This is a genomic window from Streptomyces phaeofaciens (assembly GCF_014648915.1).
Classification (GTDB): domain Bacteria; phylum Actinomycetota; class Actinomycetes; order Streptomycetales; family Streptomycetaceae; genus Streptomyces; species Streptomyces phaeofaciens.
The window spans coordinates 85,034-111,953 of the sequence record NZ_BMSA01000024.1 but is presented as its reverse complement, the minus strand read 5'-3'; the positions used below and the strand labels follow the sequence as shown (position 1 = coordinate 111,953).

Below are 26,920 nucleotides of genomic sequence, written 5' to 3'. Positions count from 1 at the left end.
TCGCTGCCCGCCCGCACGGCCGGCTGAGCCGGTGCGTGCCGATCGCGTTCACGCGTACGGCGCCGCCCTCGGCCTCCTCGGCGACCTGCTGCTCGGCGATCCCCGCCGGGGGCATCCGGTCGCCGGTTTCGGGCGGGCCGCCGGTGCCGTGGAGCGGGTGCTGTGGCGCGACCACCGCGGGTGGGGCGCGCTGCACACCGTCGTGTGCGCCGGGGGCGCCGTCGCGCTCGGGGCGCTCGCCTCGCGCGGCGCACGGGACTCCCCCGCCGCCTCCGTCGCCCTCACCGCCGCCGCCACCTGGGCGGTCGTCGGCGGAACCTCCCTGGCCCGCGAGGCCCGGGCCGTCGGGCACGCGCTGGCGACCGGGGACGTCGACGCGGCGCGGGCCCGGCTGCCGCATCTGTGCGGGCGGGATCCACAGGCTCTGGACGCCGACGGGATCGCGCGAGCCGTGGTCGAGTCCGTCGCCGAGAACACCTCCGACGCCGTCGTCGGGGCGCTCGTGTGGGGCGCGGTCGGCGGGGTGCCGGGGCTGCTCGGGTTCCGGGCCGTCAACACGCTCGACGCCATGGTCGGCCACAGGTCGGCCCGGTACCGGCGCTTCGGCTGGGCCTCCGCGCGCCTCGACGACCTCGCCGGATGGCCGGGGGCGCGCCTGACCGCCGTACTCGCCGCGCTGGCCGGTGACGATCCGCGCGGGGCCGTGCGGGCCTGGCGGGACGACGCCGGCCGGCACCCCAGTCCCAACGCCGGGCCCGTCGAGGCGTCCTTCGCGGGATCCCTCGGGGTGCGGCTGGGCGGGACGCTGTCGTACGGGGGCCGTATCGAGCACCGGCCGGTGCTGAACCATCAGGGGCGGGCCGTGGAGATCCACGACATCGAGCGGGCCGTGGGTCTTTCCCGCCGGGTCGCTCTGCTCGTGCTCGGCGTCACCGTCGCCGCGCGCGCCATGGCCACGAGAGCGAAGGGGCGTACGTCATGACGGGCGGGGGACTTCTGGTCGCCGGCACCACGTCCGACGCGGGCAAGAGCGTCGTCACGGCCGGAATCTGCCGGTGGCTGGTGCGGCAGGGGGTGAAGGTCGCGCCCTTCAAGGCGCAGAACATGTCGCTGAACTCCTTCGTGACGAAGGAGGGCGCCGAGATCGGGCGGGCCCAGGCCATGCAGGCGCAGGCCTGCCGGATCGAGCCGACCGCGCTGATGAATCCCGTGCTGCTCAAGCCGGGGGGCGAGCAGAGCAGTCAGGTCGTGCTGCTCGGGAAGCCGGTGGGCGAACTGAGCGCCCGCACCTACCACGGAGGGCGGCAGGAGCAGCTCCTGGGCACCGTGCTCGACTGTCTCGCCGAGTTGCGGGGCACGTATGACGCGGTGATCTGTGAGGGGGCGGGCAGTCCGGCGGAGATCAATCTGCGGCGGACCGACATCGTGAACATGGGGATCGCGCGCAACGCCGGGCTGCCCGTGCTGGTCGTCGGCGACATCGACCGCGGCGGTGTCTTCGCCTCCTTCTTCGGGACCGTCGCCCTGCTCTCGCCCGAGGACCAGGCGCTCGTCGCCGGGTTCGTCGTCAACAAGTTCCGGGGAGACGTCTCCCTCCTGGAGCCGGGGCTCGACATGCTGCACGGGCTCACCGGCCGGCGGACCTACGGTGTCCTCCCCTTCCGGCACGGGCTCGGGATCGACGAGGAGGACGGGCTGCGGGTGTCGCTGCGCGGGACGGTCCGGGAGTCGGACACGGCCGCGCCGGTCGGCGAGGACATCCTGCGGGTCGCCGTCTGCGCCGTCCCCCTGATGTCCAACTTCACCGACGTGGACGCCCTCGCCGCCGAACCCGGCGTCGTCGTGCGGTTCGTGGACCGGCCCGAGGAACTGGCCGACGCCGACCTCGTCGTCGTCCCGGGGACGCGGGGGACCGTCCGGGCGCTGGAGTGGCTGCACGAGCGGGGCCTCGCCGACGCCCTGGTGCGCCGGGCCCGCGAGGGGCGGCCCGTGCTCGGGATCTGCGGCGGCTTCCAGCTGCTCGGCGAACACATCGAGGACGACGTCGAGAGCCGGCGCGGGCACGTCGACGGGCTGGGTCTGCTGCCCGTCCGGGTGCGGTTCGCCCGCGAGAAGACCCTCACCCGGCCGGTGGGGGAAGCCCTCGGCGAGCGGGTCGAGGGATACGAGATCCATCACGGCGTCGCCTCGCTCACCGGGGGCGAACCCTTCCTGGACGGGTGCCGGGTGGGCTCGGTCTGGGGCACGCACTGGCACGGCTCGCTGGAGTCGGACGGGTTCCGGCGGGCCTTCCTGCGCGAGGTGGCGGCCGCCGCGGGCCGCCGGTTCGTCCCGGCCGCGGACACCTCGTTCGCCGCGCTGCGCGAGGAGCAGCTCGACCGGCTCGGCGACCTGATCGAACAGCACGCGGACACCGACGCGCTCTGGCGGCTCATCGAGTCGGGCGCGCCGCAAGGACTGCCTTTCATTCCACCGGGAGCGCCCGCATGAGCACAGTGTTGTTGTTGTCGACCGCCGACACCGATCTGCTGGCGGCCCGGGCCGCTTCCGGCGCGGACTACCGGATCGGCAACCCGACCCGCGTCGATGTCACCGAGGAACTGCCCGCGCTCCTGGACGGCGCCGATCTCGCCGTCGTACGGCTGCTCGGCGGCAAGCGCGCCTGGGAGGAGGGGCTGGCCGCGCTGAAGGCGTCCGGGATCCCGACCGTGCTGCTCGGCGGCGAGAGCGTGCCGGACGCGGAGCTGATGGCCGAGTCGTCCGTGCCCGCCGGTGTCGTCGCGGAGGCGCTGCGGTACCTGGTCGAGGGCGGGCCCGCCAACCTCACCGAACTGGCGCGGTTCCTCTCCGACACCGTGCTGCTGACGGGCGAGGGGTTCGTCGAGCCGCAGAAGATGCCCGAGTACGGTGTCCACGGCGAGCGGGCCTTCGTCGCGGGCCGGCCGACCGTCGGCGTGCTCTTCTACCGGGCCCACGAGCTGAGCGGCAACACCGCGTTCGTGGACACCCTGTGCGACGCGATCGAGGCCCGGGGCGCCAACGCCCTCGCCGTGTACTGCGGTTCGCTGCGCGGGGCCGACGCCGGGCTGTACGCGCTGCTGTCCCGGACGGACGCCCTGGTCGCCACCGTGCTGGCCGCCGGCGGCACGCACGCCTCGCAGGCCTCGGCGGGCGGCGACGAGGAGGCCTGGGACGTCGGGGCGCTCGCCGACCTCGACGTGCCGGTCCTCCAGGGGCTCTGTCTGACCTCGTCGAAGCAGGCCTGGGAGGAGTCCGACGCCGCCCTGTCCCCCATGGACGCGGCGATGCAGGTCGCGATCCCGGAGTTCGACGGACGGCTCGTCACCGTCCCGTTCTCCTTCAAGGAGCAGGGTCCGGACGACGTGCCGGTGTACGTCGCGGACCCCGAGCGGGCCGGGCGCGTGGCCGGGATCGCCGTACGGCACGCGCGGTTGGCGCACACGCCGAACGGCGAGAAGAAGGTGGCGCTCGTCTTCACCGCGTACCCGACCAAGCACTCGCGGGTCGGCAACGCGGTCGGCCTCGACACGCCCGCGTCGGCGGTCCGGGTCCTGGACGCGCTCCGGGACGCGGGCTACGCGCTCACCGAGTACCCCGACAACGGCGACGAACTGATCCACCGGCTGATCGCGGCCGGCGGGCACGACGTGGAGTGGCTGACCGAGGAGCAGCTGGCCGCCGCGCCCGCGCGCGTGCCGCTCGCCGACTACCGGGCGTGGTTCGACACGCTCGACCCGGAGCTGCGGGACGCGATGACCGAGGCCTGGGGCGAGCCGCCGGGCAGCCTGTACGTCGACGGGGACGACATCGTGCTCGCCTCGCTCCGGTTCGGGAACGTCGTCGTGATGATCCAGCCGCCGCGCGGCTTCGGCGAGAACCCGATCGCGATCTACCACGACCCCGACATGCCGCCGTCGCACCACTACATGGCGGCCTACCGCTGGCTGGAGAACAGTTTCGGCGCCGACGCGATCGTGCACATGGGCAAGCACGGCACGATGGAGTGGCTGCCCGGCAAGGGGCTGGGGCTCTCCCGGGGCTGCGGTCCTGACGCCGTCCTCGGCGACCTGCCGCTGATCTACCCGTTCATCGTCAACGACCCCGGCGAGGGCACCCAGGCCAAGCGGCGCGGGCACGCCACCGTCGTCGACCACCTGGTGCCGCCGATGGCCCGCGCGGACACCTACGGCGACCTGGCGAAGCTGGAGCAGCTGCTCGACGAGTACGCGCTCGTCTCCGACCTGGACCCGGTGAAGGCGCCCGCCGTGCGCGCGCAGATCTGGACGCTGGTCAAGGCGGCGGAGCTCCACCACGACCTGCATGTGGACGAGCAGCCGGGCGAGGACGACTTCGACAGCTTCGTCATGCACATCGACGGCTATCTGTGCGAGATCAAGGACGTGCAGATCCGCGACGGGCTGCACGTCCTGGGCGGCGGGCCGGTGGGCGAGCCGCGCGTGAACCTGGTGCTCGCCGTGCTGCGCGCCTCGCAGGTGTGGGGCGGTCGGGCCAACGCGCTGCCGGGGCTCAGGGCCTCGTTCGCGACCCATTTCGGGCTGGTCGAGAAGGAGTTGCTCGCGGAGCCGGGTGCGCCGCTGAAGGTACCGGTCGAGCTGACGGACCTCGTGGAGGGTCCCGCGCGCACGGCGGCCGACGCCGTCGACCTGCTGGAGCAGCTGTGCCGGCGGGTCGCGGAGGGCATGGAGGAGCGGAACTGGGACGTGCGGACCGTTCCGGCCCTGGTCCGTGACGTGCTGGGGCTCGAACTCCCCGACGCCGTCGCGGTGCTGGAGTTCGCCTGCGACGAGGTCGTGCCGCGGCTGGCGCGCACGACGGACGAGATCGGGCACATCCTCAAGGCGCTCGACGGCGGTTATGTGCCGGCCGGTCCTTCGGGCTCGCCGACCCGCGGGCTCGTCAACGTCCTGCCGACCGGGCGGAACTTCTACTCCGTCGACCCCAAGGCCATTCCGTCGCGGCTGAGCTGGGAGGTCGGGCAGTCGCTCGCCGACTCGCTCGTGCAGCGGTACCTCCAGGACACCGGGGAGTACCCGAAGTCGGTCGGCCTGACCGTCTGGGGCACCTCGGCCATGCGGACCCAGGGCGACGACATCGCCGAGATCCTGGCGCTGCTGGGCTGCCGTCCGGTGTGGGACGACGCCTCGCGCCGGGTCACCGGCTTCGAGGTGATCGGCCTGGCGGAGCTGGGCCGGCCGCGCATCGACGTCACGGTCCGGATCTCCGGCTTCTTCCGGGACGCGTTCCCGCATGTGGTGGGGCTGATCGACGACGCCGTCCGCACGGTCGCCGACCTGGACGAGCCCGCCGAGAGTAACTTCGTGAAGGCGCACGCCGACGAGGACAGCGCCGGGCACGGCGACCGGCGGCGCGCGACCGCCCGTATCTTCGGCTCCAAGCCGGGCGCGTACGGCGCGGGTCTGCTGCCGCTGATCGACGCCCGCAACTGGCGCTCGGACGCCGACCTCGCCGAGGTGTACGCGGTGTGGGGCGGCTACGCGTACGGGCGCGGGCTCGACGGGCGGGCGGCGCGCGGGGACATGGAGACCGCGTTCAAGCGGATCGCCGTCGCCGCGAAGAACGTGGACACACGCGAGCACGACCTCGTCGACGCCGACGACTACTTCCAGTACCACGGCGGCATGGTCGCCATGGTGCGCCATCTGACGGGCGCCAACCCCGAGGCGTACGTGGGTGACTCGGCGACTCCGGACCAGGTGAAGACCCGGACGCTGGGCGAGGAGACCCACCGCGTCTTCCGCGCCCGGGTCGTCAACCCGCGCTGGATGGCGGCCATGCGGCGGCACGGCTACAAGGGCGCCTTCGAGATGGCGGCGACCGTCGACTATCTCTTCGGCTACGACGCCACGGCGGGCGTGGTCGACGACTGGATGTACGAGAAGCTCAGCGCGGAGTACGTCTTCGACGCGGAGAACCGGGACTTCATGAAGAAGTCCAACCCGTGGGCCCTGCGCGGCATCACCGAGCGGCTTCTGGAGGCCGCCGACCGCGGGCTGTGGGCCGAGCCGGACGCCGACACGCTCGAGCGGCTGCGCGCGACCTACCTGGAGCTCGAAGGCGATCTGGAGGGCGACCAGTGACCACCCCCTTTCCTTTCACGGCCGTCGTCGGCCAGGACGACCTGCGCCTCGCGCTGCTGCTGAACGCCGTGTCACCGGCGGTCGGCGGGGTGCTGGTGCGCGGTGAGAAGGGCACGGCCAAGTCGACGGCCGTCCGCGCGCTCTCGGCGCTCCTGCCCGCCCTGGACGTCGTCTCCGGCTGCCGGTTCTCCTGCGACCCCGGCTCCCCCGACGCCACGTGCCCGGACGGGCCGCACGAGCCGGGGGCGTCTTCGACCCGGCCGGCGCGGATGGTCGAGCTGCCGGTGGGCGCCTCGGAGGACCGGCTGGTGGGCGCGCTGGACATCGAGCGGGCGCTGGCCGAGGGCGTGAAGGCCTTCGAGCCGGGCCTGCTCGCCGACGCGCACCGCGGGATCCTGTACGTCGACGAGGTCAACCTCCTCCACGACCACCTGGTCGACCTGCTGCTGGACGCGGCGGCGATGGGTGCCTCGTACGTGGAGCGCGAGGGTGTCTCCGTACGGCACGCCGCCCGTTTCCTGCTGGTCGGGACCATGAACCCGGAGGAGGGCGAGCTGCGGCCGCAGCTCCTCGACCGGTTCGGGCTGACCGTGGAGGTGGCCGCCTCGCGGGAGCCCGACCAGCGGGTGGAGGTCGTGCGGCGCCGGCTCGCGTACGACGACGATCCCGCCGGCTTCGCGGCCCGGTGGGCGGACGAGGAGACCGCCGTACGGGCGCGGATCGTGGCGGCGCGCAAGCTGTTGCCGTCGGTGCGGCTGGGCGACGGGGCGCTGCGGCAGATCGCGGCGACCTGTGCCGCCTTCGAGGTGGACGGCATGCGCGCCGACATCGTGATGGCCCGTACGGCGACCGCGCTGGCCGCCTGGGACGGGCGTACGGACGTGCTCGCCGAGGACGTGCGGCAGGCCGCGCTGCTGGCGCTGCCGCACCGGCGCCGGCGCAACCCGTTCGACGCGCCGGGTCTCGACGAGGACCGGCTCGACCAGACGCTGGAGGAGTTCGCCGGCGAGGGCGACGAGGATCCCGACCCCGGCCCCGACGGTCCGGGTGGGGGCGGCGGCGAGCCGACGCCCGACGACGGCGGCCCGCGGGGCGGCGACACGGCGGCGCGTCCGGAGGCCGGTGAGGGCGGGGAACCGCAGACCTCCGGCTCCGGCGAGCGGTCCGCCGTACGCGCCGCGGAGCCGTTCCGTACCAAGGTGCTGAGCGTGCCCGGGATCGGTGAGGGGGCCGCCGGACGGCGGTCGCGGGCGCGGACCGAGCACGGGCGGACGACGGGGGCGCGGCGCCCTCGCGGGGCCCTGACCAAGCTGCATCTGGCGGCGACCGTGCAGGCCGCCGCGCCGCACCAGCTGGCGCGCGGGCGGTCCGGGCGGGGGCTGGTGGTGCGCCGGGACGATCTGCGGCAGGCGACCCGGGAGGGCCGCGAGGGGAACCTCGTGCTGTTCGTCGTGGACGCCTCCGGGTCGATGGCGGCCCGGCAGCGGATGAGTGCCGTGAAGGGGGCCGTGCTGTCGCTGCTCCTCGACGCCTACCAACGGCGCGACAAGGTGGGTCTGGTGACCTTCCGGGGGGCCGCGGCCGAGGTGGCGTTGCCGCCCACGTCCTCGGTGGACGCGGCGGCCGTGCGGCTTCAGTCGCTGCCGACCGGTGGGCGGACCCCGCTGGCCGCCGGGCTGCTCAGGGCGCACGAGGTGCTGCGCGTGGAGCGGCTGCGGGATCCGGCGCGGCGGGCGCTGGTCGTCGTCGTGACGGACGGGCGGGCCACCGGCGGGACGGAGCCGGTCGCGCTCGCGGGGCGGGCGGCCCGGCTGTTCGCCGCCGACGGCGTCGCGTCGGTGGTGGTGGACTGCGAGTCGGGGCCGGTGCGCCTGGGGCTCGCGGGGCAGCTGGCGGGTGAGCTGGGAGGCACGGCGGTGACGCTCGACGCACTGCGGGCGGACTCGATCGCCGGGCTGGTCAGGGATGTTCAGGGCGACAGGAGGGCCGCGTAATGCCGCAGGGACAGCCGAGTGTCGTACCCGACGACGGTCTGACGACACGTCAGCGGCGGAACCGGCCGCTGGTCGTCGTGCACACCGGGATCGGCAAGGGCAAGTCGACGGCGGCGTTCGGGCTCGCGCTGCGCGCCTGGAACCAGGGTTGGCCGATCGGGGTGTTCCAGTTCGTCAAGTCGGCCAAGTGGAAGGTCGGCGAGGAGAACGCGCTGCGGGTGCTGGGAGCCTCCGGGGAGGGCGGCTCCGTCGACTGGCACAAGATGGGCGAGGGCTGGTCCTGGGTCCAGCGGGATGCGCAGATGGACAACGAGGACAAGGCCCGCGAGGGGTGGGAGCAGGTCAAGCGGGACCTGGCGGCCGAGACGTACAAGCTCTACGTGCTCGACGAGTTCGCGTACCCGATGCACTGGGGGTGGGTGGACACCGACGAGGTCGTCGACGTGCTGCGTCACCGGCCCGGGACCCAGCATGTCGTGATCACCGGGCGGAACGCGCCCGAGAAGCTCGTCGACGTCGCCGATCTCGTGACCGACATGTCCAAGGTCAAGCATCCGATGGACGCGGGCCAGAAGGGCCAGCGGGGCATCGAGTGGTGACATCCGTTCCCCGGCTGGTCATCGCCGCGCCGTCGTCCGGCAGCGGCAAGACCACCGTCGCCACCGGGCTGATGGCCGCGTTCGCCGCGCGGGGGCTCGCCGTGTCCCCGCACAAGGTCGGGCCGGACTACATCGACCCCGGCTACCACGCGCTCGCGACCGGGCGGGCGGGGCGCAACCTCGACGCGTACCTGTGCGGTCCCGGGCTGATCGGGCCGCTGTTCGCGCACGGTGCGCGCGGGTGCGATCTCGCCGTCGTCGAGGGCGTGATGGGGATGTACGACGGGGCCGCCGGGGAGGGTGAGCTGGCGTCCACCGCCCAGGTCGCGAAGCTGCTGCGGGCGCCGGTCGTGCTCGTCGTGGACGCGTCGTCGCAGTCGCGGTCGGTGGCGGCGCTGGTGCACGGGTTCGTCTCCTGGGATCCCGAGGTGCGGATCGGGGGCGTGATCCTGAACAAGGTCGCCTCCGACCGGCACGAGGAGCTGTTGCGGGAGGCGCTGGAGTCGGCCGGGGTGCCGGTGCTGGGTGTCCTGCGGCGGGCGCCGCAGGTGTCCGTGCCCTCGCGGCACCTCGGGTTGGTTCCTGTCGCCGAACGGCAGGGGGCCGCTGTCGAGGCTGTCGCCTCCATGGCCGCGCAGGTGGCTCAGGGGTGTGACCTCGGCGCGTTGGAAGCGCTTGCCCGTGCTGCCGGGGACGTACCGGGGGGCTCCGCCCCCTGGACCCCCGGCTTGCCCACCCACGACCACCGGTCTCGGTCGGACGAGAAGCGAGCCGACACAGAGCGCAAGCCCGTCGTCGCCGTCGCCGGTGGGGCCGCCTTCACCTTTTCCTACGCCGAGCACGTCGAGCTTCTGACCGCCGCCGGCGCCGAGGTCGTCACCTTCGACCCGCTGCGGGACGAGCAACTCCCGGAGGGCACCGCCGGACTCGTCGTCGGGGGCGGGTTCCCCGAGGTGTACGGCGCCGAGCTGTCCGCCAACGAGCCGTTGCGCAAGGCCGTCGCCGCACTCGCGCGGTCCGGGGCGCCGGTCGCCGCCGAGTGCGCCGGGCTGCTGTATCTGTGCCGGGAGCTGGACGGGCGGCCGATGTGCGGGGTGCTGGACGCCACCGCGCGGATGTCGGAGCGGCTCACTCTCGGCTACCGGGACGCGGTCGCCGTGAGCGACAGTGTGCTCGCGCCGGCCGGTACCCGGATGCGGGGGCACGAGTTCCACCGGACCGTCGTCGAGCCGGGGGCCGGAGCGGACCCCGCATGGGGTGTGCGTGCCCCCGAGCGGCGGGTCGAAGGCTTCGTACAACACGGTGTGCACGCGAGCTATCTGCACACCCACTGGGCGTCCGAGCCCGGTGTCGCCCGTCGGTTCGTGGAGAGGTGCCGGACATCATGAGCAGCAGACTGATCGGGGTCGGGGTGGGTCCCGGGGACCCGGAACTGGTGACCGTCAAGGGCGTGAACGCGCTGCGCGCCGCCGATGTGGTCGTCGTGCCCGTCATGGACACCGGTGAGCGGGGGCGGGCCGAGGCCACCGTGCTGCACTACGTGCCGGCGGAGAAGGTCGTCCGGGTCGTGTTCGCGCTGAACGAGCGGACCGACCGGGGTCGGCGCGAGTCCGCCTGGGACGCGGCCGGGGAGCGGGTCGCCCGGCTCCTCGGGGAGCACGGGACGGTCGCCTTCGCGACCATCGGCGACCCGAACGTGTACTCGACCTTCACCTATCTCGCGCAGACGATCGTGGAACTGGTGCCGGGGACGGTCGTCGAGACCGTCCCCGGGATCACCGCCATGCAGGATCTGGCCGCGCGCTCGGGTGCCGTGCTGACCGAGGGCACCGAACCGCTGACGCTGGTGCCCGTGACCGCCGGGTCCGCCGTGCTGAAGGACGCGCTGGCCGGTCCCGGGACCGTCGTGGCGTACAAGTTCGGGCGGCAGGCCGCCGAGGTCGCCGAGGCGCTGCGGGAGACCGGGCGGATCCAGGACGCCGTGTGGGGGTCGGCGCTCGGGCTGGCCGAGGAGTCGATCCGGCCGGCCGCCGAGCTGGACGGGGAGCCGCTCCCCTACCTCTCGACGCTCATCGCGCCCGCGCGGCGCGAGGGCGGACGGGGCGGCAAGCTGTGAGACCGCCGACGTCAGCCGGCCAGGCCCACCACCAGCCAGATGAACGCGGCGCCCGCGATCGTGCACAGCACGGTCGAGCGGGCGGGGTGTTCGTGGTGGGCCTCGGGGAGGATCTCGGCGGCCGCCAGATAGAGCAGCGCGCCGCCGAAGAAGCCGAGATAGCCGCCGAGCAGCTGCTCGGGGAGGGTGAAGAAGGTCGTCGAGGCCGCGCCGAGCACCGGGGCCGCCGCGTCCGCGAACAGCATGGCCAGCGCCTTGCGGCGGGCGTTCCCGTACACGCTCGCGATCGTGTACGTGTTGAAGCCGTCCGCGAAGTCGTGCGCGATCACGGCGAGGGCCACGGCCACCCCCATGCCGTCGCCGACCTGGAAGGCCGCCCCGATGGCCACGCCGTCCATGGCGCTGTGGCCGACCATCGCGGCGGCCGCCGTCAGGCCCACCTCGGGCGTCCTGCCGTGGTGCTCGTCGGCGCCGTGCGCGGCCTGGCGGACGGCGAGCAGACGTTCCACCAGATGGGCCACGAGGAAGCCGGCCACGAACAGCAGGAGCGCGGCCGGGACGCCGAAGACCTCCGTGCCGGCCGCCTCCAGGGCCTCCGGCAGCAGATCGAGGCCGACCACGCCCAGCATCAGGCCGCCCGCCAGGCCGAGAACCAGGTGGCGGCGGTCGGTGACACGCTGTGCCGTCCAGCCGCCGGCCAGCGTCATGAGGAACGCGCCGAGCGCGACGAGGACCGCCATGGCCCCTTGGTATCCGATCCGACCCCGGTCGCGCACATCCGCGCCCCGCACTGACCTTTTCCCGTACGCATGAGAGGACCCGAACCCATGGCCGATGCCCCCACCGGCAAGGTGACCTTCGTCGGGGCCGGCCCCGGCGCCGCCGACCTGCTGACGTTCCGCGCCGCGCGCGCCATCGCCGAGGCGGACGTGGTGATCTGGGCCGCGAGCCTGGTCCAGGCGGAGGTCCTGGAGCACGCGCGCGAGGGTGCGGAGATCCTCGACTCGGCGACGATGTCCCTGGAGGACGTCGTGGCCGTGTACGAGCGGGCCGGCCGGGACGGTCTGCGGGTCGCCCGGATCCACTCCGGGGACCCCGCCCTGTGGGGCGGTACGCAGGAGCAGTTCGACCGGTGCGCGGAACTGGGCGTCGAGACCGAGATCGTGCCCGGTGTGTCGTCGTTCTCGGCCGTCGCCGCGCTCGCCGGGCGCGAGCTGACCATCCCCGAGGTCGCGCAGTCCGTGATCCTCACCCGGCTGGGCGGCGGCAAGACGCCGATGCCGCCCGGCGAGGAGGTGCGGGAGTTCGCCAAGCACGGCACGACCATGGCGGTCTTCCTGTCGGCGGCCCGCAGCGGGCAGCTCGTACGGGAGCTGCTGGAGGGCGGCTACCCGACCGCCACCCCCGTCGTGATCGCCTACCAGGCGACCTGGCCGGAGGAGCTGGTCGTGCGGTGCACGATCGGCACGCTGGAGGAGACGGTGAAGGAGCACAAGCTCTGGAAGCACACGCTCTTCCTGGTCGGCCCGGCCCTGGACGCCAGCGGCACCCGCTCGCACCTGTACCACCCGGGCCACTTCCACGGCTACCGCAAGGCCGACCCCCAGGCCCGCCGGGCCCTGCGCGAGCGGGGTGCCAGTACGTGATCACGGTCTTCGGCACGGGGACCGGGGCCCCGCCCGGCCCAAACGAGCTGGCCGGCGCCGAGCTGGTCGTCGGCGGCCGGCGGCACCTGGACGCCGTGGGGCTGCCGGAGGGCGCCCGGCGGATCGTGCTCGGGCCGCTGGCGCCCGCCCTCGACGCCATCGAGGAGTACGACTCCAAGGACCGGCCGGTGGTGGTGCTGGCGTCGGGCGATCCGGGGTTCTTCGGGATCGTGCGGGCGCTGGCCGAGCGGTTCGGGCCGCACCGGCTGGACGTCCGGCCGGGGGTCTCGTCGGTGGCCGCCGCCTTCGCCCGGCTGGGGCTGACCTGGGACGACGCGGTCGTGGTCAGCGCGCACGGGCGGGATCCGCGGACGGCCGTCAACGTCTGCCGCGCACATCCGAAGGTCGCCGTGCTGACCGGGCCCGGCGCCGGGCCGGCCGAACTGGGAGCGGCGCTCCGGCGGAGCGCGCGGGTGCTCGTGGTGGCGTCCGCGCTGGGCGATCCGGAGCGCGAGCGCATCGAGCGGGTCTCCCCCGCCGAGGCCGCGGAGCGCGACTGGGGTACGGCGGTGAACGTCGTCCTGTGCCTGGACGAGACGCGGGCGCCCGGTCCCGCGCGCACGCTGGCCGGGGCCGGTGCCGGGCCCGCCGGGTGGGCGCTGGACGAGGGCGACTTCGCGCACCGCGACTCGATGATCACCAAGTTCGAGGTGCGGGCGCTGGCCCTGGCCCGGCTCGGGCCGCGACCCGGCGACCTGGTCTGGGACGTCGGCTCCGGATCGGGGTCGGTGGCCGTGGAGTGCGCGCGGCTCGGGGCCGCCGTGAGCGCGGTCGAGAAGGCCGCGGACGGGGTGGAGCGGATCCGCGCCAACGCCCACGCGCACGGCGTCTGCGTGGACGTCGTGCACGGCACGGCGCCGGACGCGCTGGCCGGGCTCGACGATCCGGACGCCGTGTTCGTCGGCGGCGGCGGACGGAAGCTGCCCGCCGTCGTAGGCGCCTGCGCGCGGCGGGCCCGGCGGACGGTGGTGGTCGCGATGGCCGCCCTGGACCGGGTTCCGGCGGTGCGGGCCGCGCTCACCGAGGCCGGCTTCGAGGCCGGCGGTGTACTGCTTCAGTCGTCACGGCTCGCGCCGCTGCCCGGGGACGTGACCCGGCTCGCCGCGACCAATCCCGTGTTCCTGCTGTGGGGGACCCGGACTCCCGGGGGCACGACCCCCGTCTCTCGAGAAGGAGTTGCTCTGTGATCGGCCTCATTTCCGCCACCGCGGCGGGGGCGGCGGCGCAAGGCCGGCTGGCCGCGGCGTGGCCGGACCGCACGCGCGTGTACGAAGGTCCCGTCGGGGACGCCGTGCGGCGGGCGTTCGCGGAGTGCGAGCAGCTCGTGTGCTTCCTGGCGACGGGGGCCGTCGTCCGGCTCGTCGCGCCGCTGCTCGGCGACAAGGCGTCCGACCCCGGTGTGGTCTGTGTCGACGAGGGCGGGCGGTTCGCCGTCTCGCTGGTCGGCGGGCACGGCGGCGGCGCCAACGCGCTCGCCGAGGAGGTGGGCCGGGTGCTGGGCGCCGCACCGGTGGTGACCACGGCGACGGACGCCGTCGGCATCCTCGGCCTCGACACCCTCGGCCTGCCGGTGGAGGGCGATGTCGCCGGGGTGAGCCGGGCCCTGCTGGACGGGGAGCCGGTCGCGCTGGACGCGGAGGTGGCGTGGCCGCTGCCGCCGGTGCCGTTCGCCGCAGAGGGCGCGTACCGCGTGCGGCTCACGGATCGCGCGGTCGAGCCCGCTCCCGGGGAGGTGCTGCTGCGGCCGCCGTCCCTCGTCGTCGGCGTCGGCGCGTCCAGGGGGGCGCCGGCCGAGGAGGTGCTCGGCATGATCGAGGGCGCCCTGCGGGACGCGGGGCTGTCCCCGCACAGCGTGGCCGAGCTGGCCACGGTCGAGGCCAAGGCGGAGGAGCCCGGCATCGTGGCGGCCGCGGCACGGCTCGGCGTGCCTCTCGTGACGTACGCGGCCGGGGAGCTGGCCGGCGTCGAGGTGCCGAACCCGTCCGACGCGCCGCTCGCCGCCGTCGGCACGCCCTCGGTCGCGGAGGCCGCCGCGCTGGTGCGCGGGGGCGAACTCCTCGTCCCCAAGCGGAAGTCGGCCGGGGTGCCCGCGACGGCGACCTGTGCCGTCGTACGGCGGCCGGGGCGCGGACGGCTCGCGGTGGTCGGGCTCGGGCCCGGCGCGCGGGACCTGCTCACGCCGCGCGCCGAGGCCGAACTGCGGCGCGCCTCCGTGCTCGTAGGCCTCGACCAGTACGTGGACCAGATCCGCGACCTGCTGCGGCCCGGCACCCGGATCCTGGAGTCGGGGCTCGGTGCCGAGGAGGAGCGGGCGCGGACGGCCGTCGCGCAGGCCCGCCAGGGGCACGCGGTCGCGCTGATCGGCAGCGGGGACGCCGGGGTGTACGCCATGGCCTCCCCGGCGCTCGCCGAGGCGTCCGACGACATCGACGTGGTCGGGGTGCCGGGCGTGACCGCCGCGCTCGCGGCCGCCGCGCTCCTCGGCGCGCCCCTCGGCCACGACCATGTGTCGATCAGCCTGTCCGATCTGCACACGCCGTGGGAGGTCATCGAGCGGCGGGTGCGGGCGGCGGCCGAGGCGGACCTCGTGGTCACCTTCTACAACCCCCGCTCCCGGGGCCGTGACTGGCAGCTGCCCAAGGCGCTGGCGATCCTCGCCGAGCACCGGGAACCCATCACGCCCGTCGGGGTCGTCCGCAACGCCTCGCGCCCCGACGGCACCGCGCGGGTGACCACGCTCACGGGCCTGGACCCGGCGACGGTGGACATGATGACGGTCGTGACCGTCGGCAACACGGCGACCCGGAACATCGCGGGGCGCATGGTGACGCCGCGCGGCTACCGCTGGCAGGAGGAACCCAAGTGAACCGTGTGGTCCACCCCATCGAGCAGGAGTCCTTCCGGCGGCTGCGCGCCCGGCTGGACACCTCGGCGTTCCCGCCGCTGACCCGGGCGGTGGTGGAGCGGGTCATCCACTCCGCCGCGGACCTGGAGTACGCGAGCGATCTCGTCCTGGACGAGGGCGACCTGGCGAAGGCGCACGGCGCGCTGCACGCGGGGGCGCCCGTCGTCGTGGACGTGGAGATGGTCGCGGCCGGGATCACCCGGCGCGAGACCGTCTGCCGGCTGAAGGACGCCGTGTCCGGCCCGGGGCTGACGCGTTCGGCCCACGCGATCCGGCTGGCGTACGAACAGGTCGGGCCCGGCGCGCTCTGGGTGATCGGCTGTGCGCCGACCGCCCTGGAGGAGCTGCTGACGCTCGACGCCTCCCCCGCTCTCGTCATCGGGCTGCCCGTCGGTTTCGTGGGGGCGGCCGAGTCGAAGGCCGCGCTCCGCGAGAGCGGGCTGCCCGCCGTGAGCAACGTGTCCGAGAAGGGCGGGTCGGCGGTCGCCGCCGCCGCGCTCAACGCCCTGCTGTACCACCCCGTTCCCGCTGAGGAGAAACCGTGACCACCCCGCCGCCCGCCCTGCTCATCGCCGGCCACGGCACCCGCGACGACGCCGGAGCCGAGGCGTTCCGCGACTTCGTCCGGGAGCTGGGCCGCCGTCACCCCGAACTGCCCGTCGCGGGCGGCTTCATCGAGCTGTCCCCGCCGCCGCTGGGCGAGGCCGTGGCCGAGCTGGTGGAGCGGGGGGTGCGCCGGTTCGCCGCCGTGCCGCTGATGCTGGTGTCCGCGGGGCACGCCAAGGGGGACATCCCGGCGGCGCTCTCCCGCGAGAAGGAACGGCACCCGGGAATCTCGTACACCTACGGCCGTCCGCTGGGCCCGCACCCCTCGCTGCTGAGCGTCCTGGAGCGGCGGCTCGACGAGGCGCTGGGCGCGGCCGGGCGCAGCCCGCAGGACCGGTCGGACGTCACCGTGCTGCTCGTCGGGCGCGGGTCGACGGACCCGGACGCCAACGCCGAGGTCCACAAGGCGGCCCGGCTGCTGTGGGAGGGGCGCGGGTACGCGGGCGTGGAGACGGCGTTCGTGTCGCTGGCCGCGCCGGACGTGCCGAGCGGACTCGACCGGTGCGTGCGGCTGGGGGCCCGGCGGATCGTCGTCCTGCCCTACTTCCTGTTCACCGGCATCCTGCCGGACCGGGTGCGGCAGCAGACCGAGGGCTGGGCGGCCGCGCACCCCGAGGTGGAGGTGCGCTCGGCCGACGTCATCGGGCCCGAGCCGGAGCTGCTCGACCTGGTGATGGAGCGCTACGAGGAGGCCCTCAAGGGCGATCTGCGGATGAACTGCGACTCGTGCGTGTACCGGATCGCGCTGCCCGGCTTCGAGGACAAGGTGGGCATGCCGCAGCAGCCGCACTTCCACCCGGACGACGACGGACACCACGACGGGCACCATCACGGCCACCACCACGGGCACACGCACTCCCATGCGCACTGACGGGCCCGACCTGCGCCACCACGGCGACGCGGAGGTGCGGGACGGCGGCACGGCGCTCGTCGACCTCGCCGTGAACGTCCGCGCGGACACGCCCCCGCGCTGGCTGCGCGAGCACCTCACCGCGTCGCTGGCCGGTCTCGCCGCCTACCCGGACGGGCGGGCGGCGCGGGCGGCGGTGGCGGCGCGGCACGGGCTGCCGGTGGAGCGGGTGCTGCTGACGGCCGGCGCGGCGGAGGCGTTCGTGCTGCTCGCGCGGGCCCTGAAGGTGCGCCGGCCGGTCGTCGTGCACCCGCAGTTCACCGAGCCCGAGGCGGCGCTGCGGGACGCCGGGCACAGCGTGGACCGGGTGGTGCTGCGCGCCGAGGACGGTTTCCGGCTGGATCCGGCGGCCGTCCCCGAGGACGCCGACCTGGTGGTGATCGGCAACCCGACGAACCCCACCTCGGTGCTGCACCCGGCGAAGACGATCGCCCGGCTGGCCCGCGCGGGACGGACGCTGGTGGTCGACGAGGCGTTCATGGACGCGGTGCCCGGCGAGCGCGAGGCCCTCGCCGGCCGCCGGGACGTGCCGGGTCTGGTGGTGCTGCGCAGCCTGACGAAGACCTGGGGGCTGGCGGGGCTGCGGATCGGGTACGTGCTCGCCGCGCCGGAGACGGTCGCGGAGCTGGAGCGGGCGCAGCCGCTGTGGCCGGTGTCCACGCCGGCGCTGGCCGCGGCGGAGGTGTGCGTGTCGCCGCGCGCGCTGGCGGAGGCGGCGCACGCGGCGCACCGGGTCGCCGCGGACCGGGCTCATCTGATCGCCGGGCTGCGGGAGTTCGCACCGGACGGACTGCTGGTCGCGGAACCGGCCGACGGCCCCTTCGTGCTCGTCCGGCTGCCGCGGGCGGTGGCCGTGCGCCGGCATCTGCGTGACCTGGGGTTCGCGGTGCGGCGCGGGGACACGTTCCCGGGCCTGGGCGAGGAGTGGCTGCGGCTGGCGGTGCGGGACCGGACGACGGTCAACTCGTTCCTCCAGGCGCTGGACCGGGCGATGACGCTGGCGGACCGCTGAGCGACGGCACCCTCTCGCGGGTGCCGTCGCGGCGGCGGACGGCGTGGTCCGGGTCAGCCGCGGCTGCGCCGGGCCAGGGCCACCGCTCCCCCGCCGGCGGCCAGCAGGGCCACCGCGCCGCCCGCGATGTACGGCGTCAGGGAGGTGCCGCCGGTGCGGGCCAGGTCGGCCTCGGCCTGGGCGCCCTGCGGCCTGACGTCGACGGCCGGGTCGGCGCCGCTCGCCTCGGAGGCCGTCTCCGGCTCCTCCTCGCTCTCCTCGCCGGTCCCCCGCGCCGCCTCCTTCGCGGGTGCCGCGGGAGTCTCGCAGGTCGCCCGCGCGAGGGTCACGGTGCCGGTGACCTCGGCGACGTTCAGCTTCGACGGGTTGACGGAGACGGTGAGTTCGAGGGCGGTGGCGGCGGCCGTGCGCGTGGTCGTCTCGCGCTTCGACAGGTCGAGGCGGACCTCGCCGACGCCGGGCACCTTCACCTCGGTGGTGCCGCCGGTGCTCACCGAGACCTTCTTGCCGAGGGCCGTCACCGAGCCGATCAGGTTGGACTCGGCGACCGGTGCCTCGCCGGTCTCGCAGGTCGCCCTGGAGGTGACCGTGCCGATCTCGACGACGGAGAGCAGGGGCAGGCCCGGGACGTGCACCTTGGCGTGGGCGAGGCGGGTGGACGCCTCGGCCCTGGTGTCGTCGACGGTCGCCTCGGCCTCGGCGACCTCGGCGCGCAGGACGTTGAACGGCTTTCCGCCGGCGACGCCGTCCAGTTCGGCGGTGAGGGCGGTCTTCTCGGCGCTCTGCGGGGCGGTCACCTCGTTGAGGGAGACGGCGAGCGGGACGTCGACCGTCTTGTTGAGCAGGGCCACGTCGAGCCCGGTGCGCAGCACGACGGCGCTCGCGCTGCCCTCGTCGGGGGTCGCCTGGGCGGGAGCCGCGCCGGCCAGGGCCGCGGGACCGGCGGCCAGGACGGTGGCCGCCGCCACGGAGGCGAGACGGCGTGCGGGCATGCGGAAGTGGTTGCCGTTCAAGGTGGTGGGACCCCCAGAGAGACGTGCTTGGGACCCGGCAAGAATTACGCACCACGGGTGAACGGTCAGCGATCCGACCGGACTTCACCCCAAAGTGGGGTTTCCGTGAACCTTTTCGAATTCCACGGCACGGATGTTCCCCGGATGCGCCGCAGCCCCACCCGTTACGGGGATCCACGGGCCCGGCGCACCGGCGCGTGACCGGGGGTGCACAACGGCCGGCGGCGGCCCTTCGTCACGGCCGGTGGCCGGGAGCGGCCCTTCGTCACGGCCGGTGGCCGGCGGCGCTGGTCGGCGCGCCGCCCGGTGGCGCGGTGGTCTCAGGCCATGACCTGTCCGTTGACCACGACCCGGCGCGGGGCCGCGAGGACGCGGACGTCGGCGCGGGGGTCGGTGTCGTAGACGACGAGGTCGGCGGGGGCGCCCTCGTCCAGGCCGGGGCGGCCGAGCCAGGCGCGCGCGGCCCAGGTGGCCGCCGCGAGGGCGTCCCGGGGCGGGATGCCGGCGGTGACCAGTTCGGCGACCTCGGCGGCGACCAGACCGTGCGGGAGGGTGCCGCCGGCGTCCGTGCCGACGAAGACCGGCAGGCCGGCGTCGTACGCGGAGCGGACGGTGTCGTAGCGGCGCTCGTGGAGTCGGCGCATATGGGCCGACCAGCGGGGGAACCGGTCCTCGCCGCCGGCGGCGAGCCGCGGGAAGGTCGCGATGTTGACGAGGGTCGGGACGATGGCGACGCCGCGCTCGGCGAACAGCGGGATCAGGTCCTCGGTGAGGCCCGTGGCGTGCTCGATGCAGTCGATGCCGGCCTCGACGAGGTCGCGCAGGGAGTTCTCGGCGAAGCAGTGCGCGGTGACCCGGGCACCCAGCCGGTGGGCCTCGGCGATGGCCGCCTCGGCCGCCTCCCGGGGCCAGCTCGGGGCCAGGTCGCCGATCTCGCGGTCGATCCAGTCGCCGACCAGCTTGACCCATCCGTCGCCGCGCCGGGCCTCCTGTGCGACGTACGCGACCAGGTCGTCGGGCTCGATCTCGTGGGCGTAGCCGCGGATGTAGCGGCGGGTGCGGGCGATGTGCCGGCCCGCGCGGATGATCTTCGGCAGGTCGTCGCGGTCGTCCACCCAGCGGGTGTCGGAGGGCGAGCCGGCGTCGCGGATCAGCAGGGTGCCGGCCTCGCGGTCGGCCAGTGCCTGCTTCTCCGCGACGTCCGCGTCGACCGGGCCGTGCGCGCCGAGGCCCACATGGCAGTGGGCGTCGACCAGTCCGGGCAGCGCCCACCCCTGCACGGTCCGCACGTCGCGGGCGTCGGCGGGACGGTCGTGGCAGATCCGGCCCCCGACGACCCACACCTCGTCGCGGACGTCCTCGGGTCCGATGAGGACCCGTCCCTTCACGTGCAGCACCGCGCGATCGCTCATGCGGGCACCCTAACTAGTGAGCGGTCCCGTCCGCCCCGCCCACCTGGTCCGAGGTCTCCTCCTCGACCTGGGCCATGGCCGGGTCGAGGAGGCGGGAGAGGAAGTGGCGGGTGCGTTCGTGGGCCGGCGCACCGATGACCCGGGCCGGGGCACCCTCCTCGACGACCACCCCGCCGTCCATGAAGACGACCCGGTCGGCGACCTCGCGGGCGAAGGTCATCTCATGGGTGACGACCATCATCGTCATGCCCTCGTTCGCGAGCATGCGCATGACGGCGAGGACATCGCCGACCAGCTCCGGGTCGAGCGCCGAGGTCGGCTCGTCGAACAGCATCACCTCGGGGCCCATGGCGAGCGCGCGGGCGATCGCGACGCGCTGCTGCTGGCCGCCGGAGAGGGAGGCGGGGTAGGCGTCCGCCTTCTCCGACAGGCCCACCCGGGACAGGTTCTCGGCGGCGACCTTCGCGGCCTGCGCCTTGCCCCTGCGCAGCACCCTGCGCTGCGGCAGCGTGAGGTTCTCGGTCACCGTCAGGTGCGGGAAGAGGTTGAACTGCTGGAAGACCATGCCGATACGGCGGCGTACGGCGTCGATGTCGACGTCCGGGTCCGTGACCTCGGTGCCGCCGACGAAGACCTGGCCCTTCGTTGGCTCCTCCAGGAGGTTCACGCACCGCAGCAGCGTCGACTTGCCCGAGCCGGACGGGCCGATCACGCAGACGACCTCGCCCTGGCCGATCTCCAGGTCGATGCCGCGCAGCACCTCGTTGGCGCCGAAGGACTTGTGCAGGCCCTTGACCTGGATCTCCGGTCGGCTCATTTCACGGCCTCCTGGGCCTTCGTCTCCATGCGGCGTACGACGAAGCCGAGCGGGATGGTCACCAGCAGGTAGCACAGGCCGGCGACGAGGATCGGCGTGGAGTTGGCGGTCTGGCTGGCCAGGTCACGGCCGTACTTGGACAGTTCGCGCTCCTCCAGGGTGACACCGAGGAACAGCACCAGCGAGGAGTCCTTGAACAGCAGGACCAGTTCGTTGGTGAGCGGCGGGAGGATGATCCGGAAGGCCTGCGGGATGATGATCGAGACCATCGCCCTGCCCGGCGAGAAGCCCAGCGAACGGGCCGCCTCCATCTGCCCCTTGGGGACGGCCTGGATGCCCGCCCGGATGGTCTCCGCCATGTAGGCGGCCGCCACCAGGCCGAGCGCCAGGGCGACCTTGCCGTAGGTGCCGCCGACGATCTCCGTGCCGGGGAAGGCGAGCGGCACGGCCACGCCGATGAAGATGAAGATCAGCAGGGCGGGCAGACCGCGGAAGATCTCGATGTAGACACCGGCGAACCAGCGGTAGGGGCCCACCGACGACAGCCGCATCAGCGCGATCACCATGCCGAGCACGAGTCCGACGGCGAAGCCGGACAGCGTGTAGAGCACGGTGTTCTTGAGCGCCAGCGTGATGACGTCCGGGAACATCTCCCGGGCGATGTCCCACTGGGCGAACTGGTTCTTCAGCCGGCCCCAGTCGGCCGTGACCGCGACACCGATCACGACCGCGACGAAGACCACGTACTGCGCGCCGCGCGAGAGGCTGCGCCGCTGCCGCCGGGTCAGGCCCTTCTTCTTCGGCTGGAGGGGTACGTCCGTCCCGGTCATGAGGTCAGGACGCCGACGCGGACGGGGAGGCCGCGGACGCGTCGTACGGGCCGATCCACTTCTCGTAGATCTCCTTGTACGTGCCGTCCGCCTTGGCCTCGGCAAGCGCCTTGTCGATGGCGGCGAGCAGCTCGGTGTTGCCCTTCTTCACCGTGAAGCCGTACTGCTCACCGGTGTTGATGTTGTCGGCGACCTCGAAGGCGTCGGCGTTGGCCTTGTCCTTCAGCCAGCCCTGGACCACCGGGTAGTCGATGACGACGGCCTTGACCTGGCCGGAGCGCAGTCCGTTGAGGACGGCGTCGGAGGACTCGAAGGAGACCGGGTCGAAGCCCTGCTTCTTGGCGTAGTCCTCGCCGGTGGTCTGCGCCTGGGCGCCGAGCTTGACGCCCTTGGCCTTGGCGTCGGCGAGCGAGGTGATGCCGCTGTCCTTGTCGACCAGGAGGGCCTGGGTGGCATCGAAGTACGGGTCGGAGAAGTCGACGTTCTTCTTGCGTTCCTCGGTGATGGTCATGCCGGCCGCGGCCACGTCGCACTCGCCGGAGTTGAGGAAGGCACCCGTCTTGAAGTTCTCGAACGGGGTGTCGAGGACCACCTGCTTCACGCCGAGGTCCTCGGCGACGAGGTCGATCAGGGACACGTCGAAGCCCTGCACCTTGCCGTCGATCTCCGACTGGAACGGCGGGTAGGGCAGGTGGGTGCAGGTGGTGAGCTGGCCGGCCTTGGCCAGCTCGACCCCGCCGGCGGCGGTCTTGGAGCCGCTGCCTCCGTCGTCGCTGGAGGTGCAGGCGGACACGAGCATCAGCGCGGCCGTCGCGGTGCCTGCGGCCAGGGCGCGGGTCCGTCGCCCGGGGAGCGTCTTCACGGCGGGCCTTCCTATTCAGGGGGACGAGATGAACTGGGGGTTCCGATTATAAGGAGAAGTTTGAGACTCTCAAACCAAACCGATGGTTGCGGAGCCGTTGGACCTGGGAAGTCACCGGTCCGAGGGGTCGGGGTGCGGGCGGATACTCTCGTCACCTCTACCCCGTGAGTCGAAGAGAGCACCGTCGTGACACACCCGTTCCTGGACCTGGCCCCGCTGAGCGCCGCGCACTTCGCGTCGGTCGAGGACCGCGTGGCGCGGCTGCTGGACACCGCGCAGGACGTCGTGATCATGCAGGGCGAGGCGCTGCTGCCGCTGGAGGGCGCGATCCGGGCGACCGCCGGCCCCGGGACGACGGCCCTCAACGTCATCACCGGCCCCTACGGGCAGACCTTCGGGGACTGGCTGCGGGACTGCGGTGCCACGGTGATCGATCTGGCGGTGCCCTTCCACACGGCGGTGACGGCCGCGCAGATCCGGGCGGCGTTCACCGAGCACCCGGAGATCGACTTCGTCTCCCTGGTGCACGCCGAGGCGGCCACCGGCAACACCAACCCGGTCGCGGAGATCGGCGAGGCGGTGCGGGAGCAGGGCGCCCTGTTCTATCTGGACGCCGTGGCCTCGGTCGGCGCCGAGCCGGTGCTGCCGGACGCGTGGGGCGTGGACCTGTGCGTGATCGGCGCGCAGAAGGCGATGGGCGGGCCCGCGGGCGTGTCGGCGGTGTCGGTGAGCGAGCGGGCGTGGGCGCGGATGGCCGCGAACCCGAGGGCCCCGCGCCGCTCGTATCTCTCCCTCCTGGACTGGAAGGAGCGCTGGGTGGACGGCGGGCGCAAGGCGCTGCTGCACGCGCCGGCGCAGCTGGAGATGCTGGCGCTGGAGGCGTGCGTCGAGCGGATCGAGTCGGAGGGGCCGGAGACGGTGATGGCCCGCCACGCGTCCGCCGCGGCGGCGACCCGCGCGGGGACGGTGGCGCTGGGCGGGGGCCTGGAGCCGTACGTGTACGAGGCGAGGGACGCGGCGCCGGTCGCCACGACCCTGCGGACGCCGTCGGGTGTGCCGGCGTCGGACCTGGTGGCCCGCGCGCTGGCGGCGGACCCCACCCTCCCGCTGGCCGCGGGCGGCGGGAGGCTGGCCGCGGAGATGATCCGCGTCAACCACTACGGCCCGGCCGCCGCCCCGGGCACGGTCCGCGGCGCCCTGACGGCCCTGGGCGCGGCCCTCGCCGAGCGGGGCCTGCCGGTGGACCTGCCGGCCGCACTCCACGCGGCGGACGCCGCCTGGCGGTGAGCCGCGGGGACCGGGACTCCGGGCGGAGGAAGGGCCGAACGGCGGGACGCGGTCGGGGGATCCGGCCGGGGCCGAAACCGGCGGGCGGACCGGCGGGCCCTGGCATGCTCCCCGTATGACTGCCGAGACGCCCCAGCGCCTTCCCGACGGCCGGCCCGTCCCTCCCCTGACGGGCGCGGAGCGCCCCATGCTGGAGAGCTGGCTCGCGTATCACCGGGCCACGCTGGAACTGAAGTGCGCGGGGCTGGACGACGGGCAGCTGCGGCGGGCCTCCGCCGAGCCGTCCGCACTGACCCTGCTCGGACTGGTCCAGCATCTCGCCGAGGTGGAACGCAACTGGTTCCAGCGGGTGTTCGCGCGCCTGGACGCGCCCCCGGTCTTCGAGGAGAGGACCGGGTACGCCCTCGACGCCGGGCGGGGGCTGGACGAGGCGCTGACCGTCTGGCGGCACGAGATCGCGCGCGGCCGTGAACTGATCGCCGGGCACTCGCTCGACGACACCGGACGCATCGTCGACGGCCCGCTGACCGGTACCGAGGTCAGCCTGCGCTGGATCCTCGTCCATCTGATCGAGGAGTACGCCCGGCACAACGGTCACGCCGACATTCTCCGGGAGCGTATCGACGGGGTGACCGGCACCTGAATTCACGAGTATTTCGGTAATTACTTTCCGCTTATTTCACAGGCCAGCTTTCCCAAGTTCTCCTGCCCGCTTTCCCCCTCGCTAAACGCGGGGATTTTCCAGCCGATTCTCGCTACGTGATCCATTCCACAGAAGCGACTTTATGTACCTTATGTGCGGTGCAAAACCGTACATAACTTCCCCCTGCCTCGGCTGCATCACGGAATCACCACCGCCTCTCCATGCGGCATTGAATTTCGCTGGGTAAGTTCCTTCCGCATGACTGCCGCACAAGCAGACCTGCGTATCGACCTCCCGTCGGTGGCGGACGGACCCGCCATCTGGCGTATCGCCAAGGAATCCGGAACGCTCGATCTGAACTCCTCCTACAGCTATCTGCTGTGGTGCCGCGACTTCGCCGCCACCTCGGCGGTGGCGCGCGCGGAGGACGGCGAACCGGTCGGTTTCGTCACCGGGTACGTCCGGCCGGACGCCCCGCACACCCTGCTGGTCTGGCAGGTGGCCGTCGACGCCGCGCACCGCGGCCGCGGTCTCGCCGCCGCGCTGCTCGACGGGCTGACCGCGCGGCTCGCCGCCGACCGCGCGCTCACCACCGTCGAGACCACCATCACCCCCGGCAACACCGCCTCCGAGCGGCTGTTCACCTCCTACGCCGTCCGGCACGGGGCCACCGTCACCCGGGAGGTCCTGTTCGGTGCGGGACTGTTCCCGGACGGCCCGCACGACCCCGAAGTCCTGTACCGCATAGGCCCGTTGACGACCCCTTCGAGTTGAGGAGCGACCCCGTGACCATCACCCAGCCCGACCTCAGCGTCTTCGAGACCCTCGAATCCGAGGTACGCAGCTACTGCCGCGCCTGGCCCACCGTCTTCGACCGCGCGCAGGGCAGCCTGATGTACGACGAGGACGGCCACCGGTACCTCGACTTCTTCGCCGGTGCCGGATCACTCAACTACGGCCACAACAACCCCGTACTGAAACGGGCGTTGATCGACTATCTGCTGCGCGACGGAGTCACCCACGGACTCGACATGTCGACCGTGGCCAAACGGGCCTTCCTGCGGACCTTCCAGGATCTGGTGCTGCGCCCGCGCGATCTGCCGTACAAGGTCATGTTCCCGGGGCCGACCGGGACCAACGCGGTGGAGGCCGCGCTGAAACTTGCCCGGAAGGTCAAGGGGCGCGAGGCGATCGTGTCCTTCACCAACGCCTTCCACGGGATGTCCCTCGGCTCGCTCGCCGTGACCGGCAACGCCTTCAAACGGGCCGGCGCCGGTGTTCCGCTGGTGCACGGCACGCCCATGCCGTTCGACAACTACTTCGAGGGCACCGTCCCCGACTTCCTGTGGTTCGAGCGGCTGCTCGAGGACCAGGGGTCCGGCCTCAACAAGCCGGCCGCCGTGATCGTGGAGACCGTGCAGGGCGAGGGCGGGATCAACGTGGCCCGGCCCGAGTGGCTGCGCGCCCTCAAGGAGCTGTGCGAGCGGCAGGACATGCTGCTGATCGTCGACGACATCCAGATGGGCTGCGGCCGCACCGGGGCGTTCTTCTCCTTCGAGGAGGCCGGGATCGTCCCCGACATCGTCACCGTGTCCAAGTCCATCAGCGGCTACGGACTGCCCCTGTCCCTCTGCCTGTTCCGGCCGGAGCTGGACGTGTGGGAGCCGGGTGAGCACAACGGCACCTTCCGCGGCAACAACCCCGCGTTCGTCACCGCCACGGCCGCGCTGGAGACGTACTGGACCGACGGGTCGGCCATGGAGAAGCAGACCCGGGCGCGCGGCGAGCAGATCGAGGAGGGGCTGATCTCGATCACCGAGGAGAACCTCGCCGATGTGAAGGAGTACCGGGGCCGCGGGCTGGTGTGGGGGCTGGAGTTCCACGACAAGGAGCGGGCCGGGAGGGTCGCCCGCCGCGCCTTCGACCTCGGGCTGCTGATCGAGACGTCCGGCCCGGAGAGCGAGGTCGTCAAGCTGCTGCCGGCCCTGACCGTGACCCCCGAGGAGCTGGACGAGGGCCTGAGCGTGCTGGCCCGGGCCGTCCGCGAGACCGTCTGACCGCCTCCGAC

23 protein-coding genes are annotated in these 26,920 nt (G+C 73.6%); 17 read left to right on the top strand and 6 right to left on the bottom strand.

The window, feature by feature from the left end:
- Positions 1-31: 31 nt before the first annotated feature.
- Genes IE275_RS33130 through cobI form a run of 7 tightly spaced genes read left to right on the top strand, consistent with a single transcriptional unit; the run spans position 32 to position 10,849 of the window.
- The gene (locus IE275_RS33130) at positions 32-982 is read left to right on the top strand and encodes a cobalamin biosynthesis protein (RefSeq protein ID WP_189716041.1); all 951 of its coding nucleotides are present in this window, start codon (positions 32-34) and stop codon (positions 980-982) included.
- Positions 979-2,490: a cobyric acid synthase gene (locus IE275_RS33125; protein ID WP_189716039.1), complete on the top strand. Its 1,512-nt coding sequence runs from the start codon at positions 979-981 to the stop codon at positions 2,488-2,490. The genes IE275_RS33130 and IE275_RS33125 overlap by 4 nt, the downstream gene beginning before the upstream one ends.
- Positions 2,487-6,140 (top strand): cobaltochelatase subunit CobN, encoded by a 3,654-nt coding sequence (gene cobN, locus IE275_RS33120; protein ID WP_189716037.1) that lies wholly within the window; start codon positions 2,487-2,489, stop codon positions 6,138-6,140. The genes IE275_RS33125 and cobN overlap by 4 nt, the downstream gene beginning before the upstream one ends.
- A complete protein-coding gene (locus IE275_RS33115) occupies positions 6,137-8,134 on the top strand; it encodes a putative cobaltochelatase (protein WP_189716035.1) in 1,998 nt (665 codons plus the stop codon). Before cobN ends, IE275_RS33115 begins: the two co-directional genes overlap by 4 nt.
- Positions 8,134-8,733 carry a cob(I)yrinic acid a,c-diamide adenosyltransferase gene (gene cobO / locus IE275_RS33110; RefSeq protein ID WP_189716033.1) on the top strand — a complete coding sequence of 200 codons (600 nt, stop codon included), beginning with the start codon at positions 8,134-8,136 and terminating at the stop codon, positions 8,731-8,733. Before IE275_RS33115 ends, cobO begins: the two co-directional genes overlap by 1 nt.
- Positions 8,727-10,121, top strand: coding sequence for a cobyrinic acid a,c-diamide synthase CobB (locus tag IE275_RS33105; protein WP_189716031.1), 1,395 nt, complete (start codon positions 8,727-8,729; stop codon positions 10,119-10,121). Before cobO ends, IE275_RS33105 begins: the two co-directional genes overlap by 7 nt.
- Positions 10,118-10,849 carry a precorrin-2 C(20)-methyltransferase gene (cobI, locus tag IE275_RS33100; RefSeq protein ID WP_189716029.1) on the top strand — a complete coding sequence of 244 codons (732 nt, stop codon included), beginning with the start codon at positions 10,118-10,120 and terminating at the stop codon, positions 10,847-10,849. The genes IE275_RS33105 and cobI overlap by 4 nt, the downstream gene beginning before the upstream one ends.
- A gap of 11 nt (positions 10,850-10,860) precedes the next feature.
- On the opposite strand, the gene IE275_RS33095 is transcribed toward cobI, so the two are convergent.
- Complete coding sequence (locus IE275_RS33095; protein WP_189716027.1) at positions 10,861-11,589, bottom strand: ZIP family metal transporter; 729 nt, start codon at positions 11,587-11,589, stop codon at positions 10,861-10,863.
- Positions 11,590-11,676: 87 nt separating this feature from the next.
- On the opposite strand from IE275_RS33095, the gene cobM reads away from it, so the two are divergent.
- The 6 genes from cobM to cobC are packed head-to-tail and all read left to right on the top strand — an operon-like array spanning position 11,677 to position 17,988.
- Positions 11,677-12,495 carry a precorrin-4 C(11)-methyltransferase gene (gene cobM, locus IE275_RS33090; protein ID WP_189716025.1) on the top strand — a complete coding sequence of 273 codons (819 nt, stop codon included), beginning with the start codon at positions 11,677-11,679 and terminating at the stop codon, positions 12,493-12,495.
- A complete protein-coding gene (gene cbiE, locus IE275_RS33085; RefSeq protein WP_189716023.1) occupies positions 12,492-13,742 on the top strand; it encodes a precorrin-6y C5,15-methyltransferase (decarboxylating) subunit CbiE in 1,251 nt (416 codons plus the stop codon). Before cobM ends, cbiE begins: the two co-directional genes overlap by 4 nt.
- A complete protein-coding gene (cobJ, locus tag IE275_RS33080; protein WP_189716021.1) occupies positions 13,739-15,421 on the top strand; it encodes a precorrin-3B C(17)-methyltransferase in 1,683 nt (560 codons plus the stop codon). The genes cbiE and cobJ overlap by 4 nt, the downstream gene beginning before the upstream one ends.
- Positions 15,418-16,005 (top strand): precorrin-8X methylmutase, encoded by a 588-nt coding sequence (locus tag IE275_RS33075; RefSeq protein ID WP_189716019.1) that lies wholly within the window; start codon positions 15,418-15,420, stop codon positions 16,003-16,005. The genes cobJ and IE275_RS33075 overlap by 4 nt, the downstream gene beginning before the upstream one ends.
- The gene (locus tag IE275_RS33070; RefSeq protein WP_189716017.1) at positions 16,002-16,937 is read left to right on the top strand and encodes a sirohydrochlorin chelatase; all 936 of its coding nucleotides are present in this window, start codon (positions 16,002-16,004) and stop codon (positions 16,935-16,937) included. The genes IE275_RS33075 and IE275_RS33070 overlap by 4 nt, the downstream gene beginning before the upstream one ends.
- A complete protein-coding gene (gene cobC, locus IE275_RS33065; RefSeq protein ID WP_189716015.1) occupies positions 16,927-17,988 on the top strand; it encodes an Rv2231c family histidinol phosphate aminotransferase CobC in 1,062 nt (353 codons plus the stop codon). The genes IE275_RS33070 and cobC overlap by 11 nt, the downstream gene beginning before the upstream one ends.
- A 53-nt stretch (positions 17,989-18,041) precedes the next feature.
- Here cobC and IE275_RS33060 read toward each other — a convergent pair whose 3' ends face one another.
- The 5 genes from IE275_RS33060 to IE275_RS33040 all read right to left on the bottom strand — a co-directional run bounded on the left by IE275_RS33060 (position 18,042) and on the right by IE275_RS33040 (position 22,922).
- The gene (locus IE275_RS33060; RefSeq protein WP_189716013.1) at positions 18,042-19,001 is read right to left on the bottom strand and encodes an SCO1860 family LAETG-anchored protein; all 960 of its coding nucleotides are present in this window, start codon (positions 18,999-19,001) and stop codon (positions 18,042-18,044) included.
- 320 nt (positions 19,002-19,321) lie between these two features.
- Entirely contained in the window at positions 19,322-20,413 is a 1,092-nt protein-coding gene (locus IE275_RS33055; protein WP_189716011.1) for an amidohydrolase family protein, read from the bottom strand.
- A gap of 13 nt (positions 20,414-20,426) precedes the next feature.
- Entirely contained in the window at positions 20,427-21,230 is an 804-nt protein-coding gene (locus IE275_RS33050; RefSeq protein WP_189716006.1) for an amino acid ABC transporter ATP-binding protein, read from the bottom strand.
- Positions 21,227-22,060, bottom strand: a complete 834-nt coding sequence (locus IE275_RS33045) for an amino acid ABC transporter permease (protein ID WP_189716004.1) — start codon at positions 22,058-22,060, stop codon at positions 21,227-21,229. Before IE275_RS33045 ends, IE275_RS33050 begins: the two co-directional genes overlap by 4 nt.
- 4 nt (positions 22,061-22,064) lie before the next feature.
- A complete protein-coding gene (locus tag IE275_RS33040) occupies positions 22,065-22,922 on the bottom strand; it encodes an ABC transporter substrate-binding protein (RefSeq protein ID WP_189716002.1) in 858 nt (285 codons plus the stop codon).
- Between the two features lie 186 nt (positions 22,923-23,108).
- Here IE275_RS33040 and IE275_RS33035 point away from each other — a divergent pair, with 186 nt between their 5' ends.
- The 4 genes from IE275_RS33035 (at position 23,109) to ectB (ending at position 26,909) form a co-directional block, all read left to right on the top strand.
- Positions 23,109-24,209, top strand: a complete 1,101-nt coding sequence (locus tag IE275_RS33035) for a pyridoxal-phosphate-dependent aminotransferase family protein (RefSeq protein ID WP_189716000.1) — start codon at positions 23,109-23,111, stop codon at positions 24,207-24,209.
- Between the two features lie 115 nt (positions 24,210-24,324).
- Positions 24,325-24,852, top strand: a complete 528-nt coding sequence (locus IE275_RS33030; RefSeq protein WP_189715998.1) for a DinB family protein — start codon at positions 24,325-24,327, stop codon at positions 24,850-24,852.
- A 258-nt stretch (positions 24,853-25,110) separates the two neighbouring features.
- Positions 25,111-25,626, top strand: a complete 516-nt coding sequence (gene ectA, locus IE275_RS33025; protein ID WP_189715996.1) for a diaminobutyrate acetyltransferase — start codon at positions 25,111-25,113, stop codon at positions 25,624-25,626.
- A gap of 11 nt (positions 25,627-25,637) precedes the next feature.
- The gene (gene ectB, locus IE275_RS33020) at positions 25,638-26,909 is read left to right on the top strand and encodes a diaminobutyrate--2-oxoglutarate transaminase (protein ID WP_189715994.1); all 1,272 of its coding nucleotides are present in this window, start codon (positions 25,638-25,640) and stop codon (positions 26,907-26,909) included.
- Positions 26,910-26,920 lie beyond the last annotated feature (11 nt).

Excerpts from the sequence above, each read along its gene's own strand:
- IE275_RS33125 (WP_189716039.1), top strand. The coding sequence starts at position 979 with ATGACGGGCGGGGGACTTCTGGTCGCCGGCACCACGTCCGACGCGGGC.
- cobN (WP_189716037.1), top strand. The coding sequence starts at position 2,487 with ATGAGCACAGTGTTGTTGTTGTCGACCGCCGACACCGATCTGCTGGCG.
- cobO (WP_189716033.1), top strand. The coding sequence starts at position 8,134 with ATGCCGCAGGGACAGCCGAGTGTCGTACCCGACGACGGTCTGACGACA.
- cobI (WP_189716029.1), top strand. The coding sequence starts at position 10,118 with ATGAGCAGCAGACTGATCGGGGTCGGGGTGGGTCCCGGGGACCCGGAA.
- IE275_RS33095 (WP_189716027.1), bottom strand. The coding sequence starts at position 11,589 with ATGGCGGTCCTCGTCGCGCTCGGCGCGTTCCTCATGACGCTGGCCGGC.
- cobM (WP_189716025.1), top strand. The coding sequence starts at position 11,677 with ATGGCCGATGCCCCCACCGGCAAGGTGACCTTCGTCGGGGCCGGCCCC.
- cobC (WP_189716015.1), top strand. The coding sequence starts at position 16,927 with ATGCGCACTGACGGGCCCGACCTGCGCCACCACGGCGACGCGGAGGTG.
- IE275_RS33055 (WP_189716011.1), bottom strand. The coding sequence starts at position 20,413 with ATGAGCGATCGCGCGGTGCTGCACGTGAAGGGACGGGTCCTCATCGGA.
- IE275_RS33050 (WP_189716006.1), bottom strand. The coding sequence starts at position 21,230 with ATGAGCCGACCGGAGATCCAGGTCAAGGGCCTGCACAAGTCCTTCGGC.
- IE275_RS33045 (WP_189716004.1), bottom strand. The coding sequence starts at position 22,060 with ATGACCGGGACGGACGTACCCCTCCAGCCGAAGAAGAAGGGCCTGACC.
- IE275_RS33030 (WP_189715998.1), top strand. The coding sequence starts at position 24,325 with ATGACTGCCGAGACGCCCCAGCGCCTTCCCGACGGCCGGCCCGTCCCT.
- ectA (WP_189715996.1), top strand. The coding sequence starts at position 25,111 with ATGACTGCCGCACAAGCAGACCTGCGTATCGACCTCCCGTCGGTGGCG.